At 70.7% G+C, this 10,010-nt stretch carries 8 protein-coding genes; 6 read left to right on the top strand and 2 right to left on the bottom strand.

Annotated elements, in window-relative coordinates:
- Nucleotides 1-86: 86 nt before the first annotated feature.
- The 5 genes from D9R02_RS09905 (at nt 87) to D9R02_RS09885 (ending at nt 5,624) form a co-directional block, all read left to right on the top strand.
- Nucleotides 87-1,007, top strand: coding sequence for an AEC family transporter (locus D9R02_RS09905; RefSeq protein WP_121566832.1), 921 nt, complete (start codon nt 87-89; stop codon nt 1,005-1,007).
- 127 nt (nt 1,008-1,134) lie between these two features.
- Entirely contained in the window at nt 1,135-2,451 is a 1,317-nt protein-coding gene (locus D9R02_RS09900; protein WP_019309979.1) for an extracellular solute-binding protein, read from the top strand.
- Nucleotides 2,448-3,416 carry a carbohydrate ABC transporter permease gene (locus D9R02_RS09895; protein ID WP_019309978.1) on the top strand — a complete coding sequence of 323 codons (969 nt, stop codon included), beginning with the start codon at nt 2,448-2,450 and terminating at the stop codon, nt 3,414-3,416. The genes D9R02_RS09900 and D9R02_RS09895 overlap by 4 nt, the downstream gene beginning before the upstream one ends.
- Nucleotides 3,417-3,422: 6 nt before the next feature.
- Nucleotides 3,423-4,259, top strand: a complete 837-nt coding sequence (locus tag D9R02_RS09890; protein ID WP_019309977.1) for a carbohydrate ABC transporter permease — start codon at nt 3,423-3,425, stop codon at nt 4,257-4,259.
- Nucleotides 4,260-4,304: 45 nt separating this feature from the next.
- Nucleotides 4,305-5,624: an ABC transporter ATP-binding protein gene (locus tag D9R02_RS09885; protein ID WP_019309976.1), complete on the top strand. Its 1,320-nt coding sequence runs from the start codon at nt 4,305-4,307 to the stop codon at nt 5,622-5,624.
- A 232-nt stretch (nt 5,625-5,856) separates the two neighbouring features.
- Here D9R02_RS09885 and D9R02_RS09880 read toward each other — a convergent pair whose 3' ends face one another.
- Nucleotides 5,857-6,507: a hypothetical protein gene (locus D9R02_RS09880; RefSeq protein WP_019309975.1), complete on the bottom strand. Its 651-nt coding sequence runs from the start codon at nt 6,505-6,507 to the stop codon at nt 5,857-5,859.
- Nucleotides 6,508-6,765: 258 nt separating this feature from the next.
- Between D9R02_RS09880 and D9R02_RS09875 the strand changes: the two genes are divergently transcribed.
- A complete protein-coding gene (locus D9R02_RS09875) occupies nt 6,766-7,746 on the top strand; it encodes a hypothetical protein (RefSeq protein WP_019309974.1) in 981 nt (326 codons plus the stop codon).
- A 15-nt stretch (nt 7,747-7,761) separates the two neighbouring features.
- On the opposite strand, the gene D9R02_RS09870 is transcribed toward D9R02_RS09875, so the two are convergent.
- Complete coding sequence (locus D9R02_RS09870) at nt 7,762-9,834, bottom strand: NHL domain-containing thioredoxin family protein (RefSeq protein ID WP_035885174.1); 2,073 nt, start codon at nt 9,832-9,834, stop codon at nt 7,762-7,764.
- Nucleotides 9,835-10,010 lie beyond the last annotated feature (176 nt).

Below are 10,010 nucleotides of genomic sequence, written 5' to 3'. Positions count from 1 at the left end.
GCCAGGTGGTGCGCCCCGCCCCCTGCGGCGCCCCGTCCGTGGGCTAGCGGTGCACGCACCATCCCCGACCCGAGGAGCTGCCGGTCATGACAGGAGTGCTCGCGGGGTTCTTCATCGTGTGGGCCGTGATCGGGCTGGGCTACGGCATCGGGCGCCTGGGCGTGCTCGGCGCGGACGCCCAGCAGGTGCTGTCCCGGCTCGCGTTCTACGTGGGCTCCCCGCCGCTGCTGTTCCTGACGCTGTCCGAGGCGGACGTGCACCGGGTGTTCTCCGCCCCGCTGCTCGTGGCGGCCGGTTCCGCGTGGCTCACGATGCTCGCCTACGGGCTGCTCTCCCGGTTCGTGCTCCGCCGCGACGCCTCCACGGTGGTGATGGGAGCGCAGGCCGCAGGGCAGGTCAACGCCGCGAACCTGGGGATCCCCATCGCCATGTTCGTGCTGGGGGACGCCTCCCAGGTGGCCCCGGTGATGCTGTTCCAGCTGACCCTGAACACCCCCCTGTACCTGACGGTCATGGACACCCTCACGGGCGGGCGACGGCCCACGGTCTCCTCCGTGCTGCGGAGCATCGTGACCAACCCGCTGATCGTGGGCTCCGCCCTGGGCATCCTCTGCGCGGCCACGGGTCTCACCCTCCCCGACCTGGTCCTGGAGCCCGTGCGGATCGTCGCGGGCGCCGCGGTGCCCGCGATGCTGCTCGCGTTCGGCATCTCCCTGGTGCGCGCCCGCCCCCTGTCCGTCCCCGGCGCGCGCGTGGACACCCTGCTGGCCGCGGGAGCCAAGGTGGTGCTCCACCCGGCGCTGGCTTTCGCCCTCGCGTGGGCGCTGGGTCTCACCGGTCCCGCCCTGTACGCCGCGGTCGTCATGGCCTCCCTCCCCACCGCCCAGAACCTCTACGTGGCCGCGGTGCGCTACGACCGGGCGACCACCGTGTGCCGGGACACCGTCCTGCTCACCACGGTGTCCTCCATGCTCACGATGACGGCGGTGGCAGTTTTTCTCTCGTGACGTCGAGTCACACGTCACACGTGATGCGGGCCACCCGTAGACTGGACTGACGCTGGATCGGCCGCGACACCCGCGCAAGGACGCGCCGCATCGCCCAGCCCATGCGCTCTCCAGGGGAGGAACCACCGTGAAGTCCACTCACCACTCACACAGGGCCGGGAAACCGCGCACCGTCCGCAGCGTTGCGGCCGCCGCGGCCGCGTCCGCCATGCTGCTCACGGGGTGCAGCGGCGGGGAGGCCGGCCCGCCCACGCTCACGTGGTACATCAACCCCGACGACGGCGGACAGGCCGTCATCGCGCAGGACTGCTCCGAGGCCTCCGGCGGGAAGTACACCATCCAGACCTCCCTGCTGCCCCGCGACGCGTCCTCCCAGCGCGAGCAGCTCGCACGCCGCCTGGCCGCCGGCGACACCTCCATGGACATCATGAGCCTGGACCCGCCCTTCGTGCCCGAGCTCGCCGAGCCCGGCTTCCTGGCCAAGCCCCCGCAGGACGTCGTGGAGGCCACCACCAAGGACACCCTTGAGGGTCCGCTGCAGGGCGCAACGTGGAACGACGAGCTCGTGGCCATCCCGTTCTGGGCCAACACCCAGCTGCTGTGGTACCGGGACTCCGTGGCCAAGGCCGCCGGGCTGGACATGTCCAAGCCCGTCACCTGGGACCAGATCATCAAGGCGGCACAGACCCAGGACAAGTACCTGGGTGTGCAGGGCACCCGCGGCGAGTCCATGTCCGTGTGGGTCAACGGACTCGTGGAGTCCGGTGGCGGCCAGATCGTCACGGACGGCGAGGCCGGTCAGGACGCCCAGGTCGACCTGGACTCGGAGGCGGGGCAGAAGGCCGCCGAGATCATCGGGACCATCGGCAAGGAGGGCCTGGGAGGCCCCGGCCTGGCCACCCAGGACGAGAACGCCTCCATGATCCAGTTCCAGGGGGACAAGGGCTCGTTCATGGTCAACTACCCGTTCATCTACTCCGCGTCCAAGGCCGCGGTGGAGGACGGCTCCCTGGAGCAGTCCGTGGTGGACGACATCAAGTGGACCACGTGGCCCCGCGTGGACGCGGACACCCCGTCCGCTCCCCCGCTGGGCGGGATCAACCTCGGCGTGGGCTCGGCGTCCAAGCACCAGGACCTCGCATGGGACGCGGTGCAGTGCATCGTCTCCACCGAGCACCAGGCGCAGTACTTCGCCACCAACGGCAACCCGCCCTCGTCCGCCAAGGCCTTCGACGACCCCGCGGCCAAGGAGGCGTTCCCCATGGCGGACACCATCCGCACGTCCCTGGACGCCGCCAAGCCGCGCGCCCAGACCCCGTACTACAACGAGATCTCCACCGCGATCCAGCAGCACTGGACCCCGCCCAGCGAGGTGGACGAGAACACCCCTCGTGAGACCACCGCATTCATCGAGGAAGTCCTGAAGGGAGATGCGCTGCTGTGAGCACCACGGTCGATTCGCGCACCCGCGCCACCGGGACCGGGAAGCCGCGCCAGAAGGCGCAGCTCTCGGACCGGGCCCGCTCCGAGCGGAAGCTGGGGTGGCTGCTCGCCGGTCCGGCGTTCGTCATCATGCTCCTGGTCACGCTCTACCCGATCGTGCAGGCGCTGTGGGACTCCCTGTTCTCCTTCCGCCTCACGGCACCGGGTGACAAGGAGTTCGTGGGCCTCAGCAACTACGCCACGGTGTTCTCGGACATCGTGTTCTGGCGGGACCTCGGGGTCACCGTGCTCATCACCGTGGTCACCGTGGTCGTGGAGCTCGTGCTCGGTCTCGCGCTCGCCCTCGTGATGCACAGCGCGGTCAAGGCCACCCGCGGGATCCTGCGCACCGCGATCCTGGTGCCCTACGGCATCATCACCGTGGTCTCCGCATTCGCGTGGTTCTACGCCTTCGACATCACCACCGGCTACGTGAACAACTGGCTCTCGTGGCTGCCCATGATCGGCCCGGACTTCAACTGGTTTGGCTCCGCCGGCCCGGCCCTGGTCGTGATCATGGCCTCGGAGATCTGGAAGACCACGCCGTTCATCTCCCTGCTGCTGCTCTCCGGGCTGGCGCAGGTCCCCGGTGAGCTCACGGAGGCCGCGCGCGTGGACGGCGCCTCCGCGTGGCAGCGCCTGGTGCGGGTGGTCCTGCCGAACATGAAGGCCGCCATCATGGTGGCCGTGGTGTTCCGCGCGCTGGACGCCTTCCGCATCTTCGACAACGTCTTCATCATGACCCAGGGACAGTACGGCACCGAGACGCTCTCGCTGCTCGCGTACCGCACGTCCATCGGTCGTCTGGAAATCGGCCTGGGTTCGGCCATCTCGGTGATCCTGTTCGCGTGCGTGATGCTCATCGCGCTCGTGGCGATCAAGATCTTCAAGGTGGACCTGACCGGTGGCTCTGGGAAGGGGAAGTGACCCGCCATGCTGAGCACTAAACAGAAGATCGGTTGGGCCGTCATCTCCGTGGTGGTGCTGGTCTACGCACTGTTCCCGGTGCTGTCCATCCTGATGACGTCCTTCAAGTCCCCCTCGGACCTGAACTCCGGGAAGTTCCTGCCCACCGAGTTCGTCACCGAGAACTACGAGCAGATCTTCGTGGGCGACGCCAAGGACCTGTTCCTCCCGGCGCTGCGCAACTCGATCGGCATCTCGCTGATCGCCACGTTCATCGCCGTGGTGCTGGCCACGCTGTGCGCCTACGCGATCGCCCGCCTGGACTTCCCGGGCAAGAAGCTCGTGCTGACCACCGCCCTGGTGGTCTCCATGTTCCCGGTCATCTCGATCGTCACGCCGCTGTTCAACCTGTGGCGCCAGGTGGGGCTCTACGACACCTGGCTCGGCCTGATCATCCCCTACCTCTCGCTGACGCTGCCGATCTCCATCTGGACGCTCGCGGCGTACTTCCAGCAGATCCCGTGGGACCTGGAGCGCGCGGCGCAGGTGGACGGCGCCACCACGTGGCAGGCCTTCCGCAAGGTCATCGTGCCGCTGACCCTGCCGGGCGTGTTCACCACCGCCATCATCGCCTTCTTCATCGCGTGGAACGACTTCGTCTACGGCATCGGACTGACCTCCACCTCGGCGGCACGCCCTGTTCCCGCGGCCCTGGCGTTCTTCACGGGTGCGTCCCAGTTCGAGGACCCGGCCGGTGCCATCGCGGCCGCGGCGATCATCGTGACGATTCCCGTGGTGATCCTCGTGCTGGCCTTCCAGCGCCAGATCGTCTCCGGTTTGACCCAGGGCGCCGTCAAGGGCTGAGCCCGGCCCCTCCACACGCTCAGACACAGTAAGGACTGACACAACATGGCAGCTATCACCATGGAGCACCTCGTCAAGAAGTACGACGACGGCTTCCCTGCGGTCAACGACATCTCCATCGACATCGCCGACGGCGAGTTCCTCATCCTCGTGGGCCCCTCGGGCTGCGGCAAGTCCACGCTGCTGCGCATGGTCGTGGGCCTCGAGGACATCACCAGCGGGGACCTGAAGATCAACGGGGAGCGCGTCAACGAGCGGCAGCCGCGCGAGCGCAACCTGTCGATGGTGTTCCAGAACTACGCCCTCTACCCGCACCTCTCCGTCTACGAGAACATCGCGTTCCCGCTGCGCCTGGCCAAGGGCCAGTTCAGCAACGACGAGATCGACCGGAAGGTCCGCGAGGCCGCAGAGACCCTGGACCTCACCGAGCACCTCGAGCGCAAGCCGGCGAACCTCTCGGGCGGTCAGCGCCAGCGTGTGGCCATGGGCCGCGCGATCGTGCGTGACGCGGACGCGTTCCTCTTCGACGAGCCGCTGTCCAACCTGGACGCCAAGCTCCGCGGCCAGATGCGCACGGAGATCGCGCAGCTGCAGCGCCGCATGGGCATCACGTCGATCTACGTGACCCACGACCAGACGGAGGCCATGACGCTGGGCGACCGCGTGGCCGTGCTCAAGCGCGGTCAGCTGCAGCAGATCGCCTCCCCGCGAGAGCTCTACGAACAGCCCGTCAACCTGTTCGTGGCCGGGTTCATCGGCGCGCCGTCCATGAACTTCATCCCGGCCCGCATCGAGGGTGGGACGTTCCGCACGCCCATCGGTGACATCGAGGTTCCGGAGCGTGTCCGGGCCAGGCTCTCCGGGGCTCCCGAGCTCGTGCTGCTGGGGCTGCGCCCGGAGCACTTCGAGGACGCCAAGTTCGTGGACGAGGCCAAGGTGGGCCACGGCACCATGTTCGATGCCGAGTTCACGCACACGGAGTGGCTGGGCAACCAGCAGTACGGCTACATCCACTACCAGCAGGACGACACGGTCCAGCACAAGCTCAACGAGCTGGCCCAGGAGCTGGACGCGGACGAGATGCCCGCGCAGGTTGTCGTGTCCCTGGATGCGTCCTCCCGCATCCGCGGTGGCTCGAACTCCAAGATCTGGCTGGACAGCCGCCGCATGCACGTCTTCAACCCGGAGACTGGCGAGAACCTCACGCGCGACGCCGAGGCGGGAGCGGAGCTGACCCGCGAGGCCAACGAGGAGCGCGAGTCCGAGATCGCACGGGCCCGGCAGCGCGACGGGGCCGCCACGGCCTCCGGCGCTCCCGCACGCTCGGGCCAGGGCGCGGACGGCGGCAGCAGCGCCGCACGCTGACTCCGACTGACCCGGCAACGCCGGTCCGCACGAGAACGGCCGGTCCCCGCGGGGGACCGGCCGTTCTCGTGCGCGGATGATGGGGCACCGCCTCGTCAGCCGGCGCCACTCACGGCGTCGCAGTTCGTGGCCGTCGTGGTCGCGGTCGTGGTGGGTGGCCGTGGTGCTGGGGCAACACCAGGAGAACTCGCGGCAGCAGGGCACAGCTGGGGGGGGCGGCGTCGCCCCGGAATCACCCCGCGCCCGGGACGAACGCCCACCACACGAGCGCGACCACCACGGCCACGAGGGCCGCCGAGGAGAGCGCGTAGCGCACCCGGGGGAATCGCACCCGCCAGGAGACGAGCCGGGGCCAGTGCTCGCTGACCTGGGCGGGCGTGGCCCGCCTGAAGTTCACGTGCTGGGCGCCGCTGAGCCGGGCGATCTCCTGCAGGGTCCGGGCATCCCACACCGTGCCGTCCAGGGACAGGGCGCAGCGTCCCGCGGCAGTCACGAACCACAGGTGGGGCCGGCCCCTGGTGCGCCCCTGCGCCGCATGCGGCGGGAGCAGCGCCTCCACGGTGACCACCTGTGGAACCCGTTCCCGTTCCACGGCCCGGAACCCCATCCAGCGGGACGTCAGCACGTGGCTGGCCGTGAGGACCACGAGTGCCGGGCGGAGGTAGGCGTAGCAGGCCACGGCTCCCGCGAGCGCCAGCAGCACCAGCAGCACCAGGGCGAGACCGCCCGCCCGGCGGACGTAGATCATGGCCACGGCCAGACCCACGAGCGCCAGCGGTGGGCACGCGGCCAGCAGCCGCCGCCCGTAGGATCCGATGCGCGGGTGGAACACGTGCTCGGGCTCCCCGTACCGGGGCGGCACCTGTCGGACGGTCTCTGCCATGTGCTGCCTCCGCGCTGGCGGTTCTGTGTGGGGCTCCGCCCTGGGGCGGATCTGCGGTGGGGGCGACGCCGCGGCGTCGCCCGGTCCAGCCTAGTTCCACCGGCGGGGCCCGGGACCCGTCTGCGCCGTGGGCACGGCCCCGCCGCCCAAGAACCTGGGATCCGGCCAAGGCCCTGCCACAACCTGGTCCGGCCACGGGCCCGCCGTCCGGTGACACGGGTCTGCTCCCTGCCCGCTCATCCACTAACGTGAAGATCCATGGAACGCAGCGATCGCATCATCAGGGCCGTGGGGGCGTGGTTCTTCCTGATCGTGCTGTCGGTCGCGGCGGCGGCGGTCACCATCGCCCTGGTGAACAAGTACCAGTACGGTCCGGAGACGGATGTCCGCGAGTACTTCCAGGCGCTGCAGGACGGGGACGGCGGCAAGGCTCTGGGGCTGCTGAACGCCCAGGTGCCGGATTCGAACGCGGCGCTGCTGGACGGGGACGCCCTCGCGGAGGCGGGCAGCCACCTGGACGAGGTGGAGGTGTCCACCGTGTCCTCGGACAAGGACCACGCGGTGGTGCGCGCGAGCTACCTGCTGGACGGGAAGCCGGCCTCCTCGGAGTTCACGCTGCACCCGGCGGAGACCCAGTGGGGGTTCTTCACGGTGTGGGACTTCGACCCGTCCACGCTGCCCACCATGACCGTGTCCATGCCCGGCTCCACCGCGGTGGACATCAACGGCGCCTCCGTGGCGCTGCCGGAATCCTCCCGGGACTTCGCGGTGTTCTACCCCGGGGTCTACACGGGGTCCTACAGCTCCCCCATGATCACGGCGGAGCCCCGCGAGGTGCCGGTCAGTGACGAGGACCAGCACACCACCATGGAGCTCACGGCCGTCCCGTCCGAGACCATGAAGCAGCAGGTGGACGAGCAGATCCACGCGCACCTGGACCGGTGCGCGGAGCAGGACAGTCTCTACCCCGAGGGGTGCCCGTTCTCCCACGACTTCCCGGGGCGGATCCAGGGTGAGGTGTCCTGGAGCATCAAGGACTACCCCCGGCCGGAGGTGCGCCTGGCCGGTCCGCACGCGGACCAGTGGTCGTTGCCGGACAGCAGGGGCACCGCGCACATCGAGTTCACCGCGGTGGACCTGTACGACGGCCGGACGTCCACGGTGTCCCAGGACGTCCCCTTCACGTTCTCCGCGGGTTTGAAGGTCACGGGGGACCAGGCCAGCGTCAGCCCCAGGTAGCGTCCCGTCGCGGGCTCAGTCCGTGCCGCGCAGCTCGAGGATCAGCTCAGCGGGGGCCGCGGGATCCACGGTGAACGGGATGCCCCAGTCCTGCTGGTAGAGGTGGCACGCGGCGTGCTCGGGGATCTCCCCGTCCGGGGAGCCGTCGCACGCGGCCGCGCGGGCGGTCACGTGCAGGACCCCTTCGGTGACGCCGTCCGCGAGGCGCAGCGTGCGGGTCAGGCCCTGGGACGTCCCGCCCCCCTCGACCAGCGCGTCCTCCGGGGAGGAGGAGACCTTCAGCTGGGTGGGGTCCCCCCACCGGGTGTCGAGCTTCTGGCCCGCCGGAGCGGAGAAGCGCACCGCGAGCTCCAGCTCACCGGGTGCCACCGGGGTCCGCTTGCGCTGCACCTGGGCGGCACCCTCGTCCACGGTCTGCGCCTTCTTGGGCACGGGCACGCGCACGAGGCGGTGCGCGTTGGTCTCCACGACCACCAGCACGGGCTCCTCGTGGGAGGTGTCCAGCAGCACGTCCGAGGGTTCCGCGAGTCCGCGCGTGAGCGTGGAGACCTCACCGGTGGCGGGGTCGTAGCGGCGCACGGCACCGTTGTAGGTGTCCGCCACGGCCACGGAGCCGTCCGGGAGCACGGTCACGCCCAGGCAGTGCTGGAGCCGCGCCTCTGCGGCGGGGCCGTCCCGGAACCCGAAGTCGAAGAGCCCCAGCCCCACGGCGGACTCCACCGAGACCTCGGGGGCCGCGTGCGCGGCGGCGGGCGCCTCGGGTGCGGGGGTCGACGCCGCGGCGTCGGGACGCGCGGGGGCGTCCCGGTCAGATCCCGCAGAGTCCGGCCCGGCGGAGAACCCGGCCGGGTCGCCCACGGCCATGGGTGCGTGGGGAGCCGCGGCTGCCTCAGGACCGGTGGGCGACGCCGCGGCGTCGCCGGCCGCGCACCGCACCCGTCGCAGAGCGGAGGACTCCGAGTCCGCGACCCACAGGTCCCCGTGGGCGTCCTGGGCCAGCCCGGAGGGCTGCGCGAACCAGGACTCCCGGGCGGCGCCGTCCCGCAGGCCCTCGTCCCCGGTGCCGGCCAGCACGGCGAGCGCACCGGTGCGGGGGTCGAAGGAGAAGAGCTGGTGGGTCCCGGCCATCGCGACCACCAGGGTGTCGGCGGCGTCGGACCACACGAGGTCCCACGGGGAGGACAGAGCCACCTCGGTGGGATCGGTGGCGGTGATGACGTTCGGGTCCGTGCCGCGGGCGCGGGCGTCGTCGAGCAGCCGCTGCACGCCGTTGCCCGCCAGGGTGCGCACGGAGCCGGAGCCCAGGTCCACACCGCGCAGCCGGTGGTTCACGGTGTCCGCGACCACGAGGTCGTAGCCCACCTCGGCGCGGACGTGCGCCGGGAGCGTGGCGATGCCCTGGGGCTCGTTGAAGCGGGCGAGCTCGCGCGGGCCGTCCACCCAGCCGCGTGTGCCGTCGCCGATTGCGCGGCGCACGGTGCTCAGGTCCGACTCGAGCTGCACCAGGCGGTGGTGGCCGGTGTCGCTCACCATGAACGAGCCGTCCGGCAGCCCGACCACCTTGCCCGGGAAGCGCAGCTCGCCCTCGGGACGCGGGCGCGGCACGTAGGGCCCGTCCCCGCGGTGCAGCGTGCCCTTGGCCTCGTGCTCGGCCACGAGCTCCGCCACCAGGGACTCGAGCCCCGACACGTGGCCCTCGCCGGAGAGGTGCGCCACGATGTACCCCTCCGGGTCCACGACCACCAGGGTGGGCCACGCGCGCGCGGTGTAGGCGTCCCACGTGCTCAGCTCGGGGTCGTCCAGCACGGGGTGGGTGATCTCGTAGCGGTCCACCGCGGCGGCCAGGGCGTCCGGGTCCGCCTCGTGCTCGAACTTGGGAGAGTGCACCCCCACGGTCACCACCACGTCCGAGTGCTTCTCCTCGAGCGGGCGCAGCTCGTCCAGCACGTGCAGGCAGTTGATGCAGCAGAAGGACCAGAAGTCCAGGATCACGATCTTCCCGCGCAGCGCCTGCAGGTCCAGTTCCCGGCCCCCGGTGTTGAGCCAGGCGCGGCCCGTCAGCTCGGAGGCGCGAACGGGGGTCTTCATGCGTGCAGCGGTCACGGGGGTCCTTCCACGGGGGTCAGGGGGTCTCTCAGGATCCAACGCTATCCGCGCGCCCACACTTCCCGTGCATCGCATGACGCCCCGCACACCGGCCCACCGCTCCGAACCCCCGTGCTGCGCTCTGCGCCCCGCACGGCCCGTGCCTGCGGCGGGGGGCG

It is taken from the genome of Kocuria rhizophila (assembly GCF_003667225.1).
In the GTDB taxonomy this organism is placed as follows: domain Bacteria; phylum Actinomycetota; class Actinomycetes; order Actinomycetales; family Micrococcaceae; genus Kocuria; species Kocuria rhizophila.
This window is presented reverse-complemented; position numbering and strand designations above follow the sequence as displayed.

Bases quoted from the DNA above. Each gene is read 5' to 3' on its own strand.
- D9R02_RS09880 (WP_019309975.1), bottom strand. From the start codon at position 6,507: ATGGCAGAGACCGTCCGACAGGTGCCGCCCCGGTACGGGGAGCCCGAG.
- D9R02_RS09885 (WP_019309976.1), top strand. From the start codon at position 4,305: ATGGCAGCTATCACCATGGAGCACCTCGTCAAGAAGTACGACGACGGC.
- D9R02_RS09905 (WP_121566832.1), top strand. From the start codon at position 87: ATGACAGGAGTGCTCGCGGGGTTCTTCATCGTGTGGGCCGTGATCGGG.
- D9R02_RS09890 (WP_019309977.1), top strand. From the start codon at position 3,423: ATGCTGAGCACTAAACAGAAGATCGGTTGGGCCGTCATCTCCGTGGTG.
- D9R02_RS09875 (WP_019309974.1), top strand. From the start codon at position 6,766: ATGGAACGCAGCGATCGCATCATCAGGGCCGTGGGGGCGTGGTTCTTC.
- D9R02_RS09870 (WP_035885174.1), bottom strand. From the start codon at position 9,834: ATGAAGACCCCCGTTCGCGCCTCCGAGCTGACGGGCCGCGCCTGGCTC.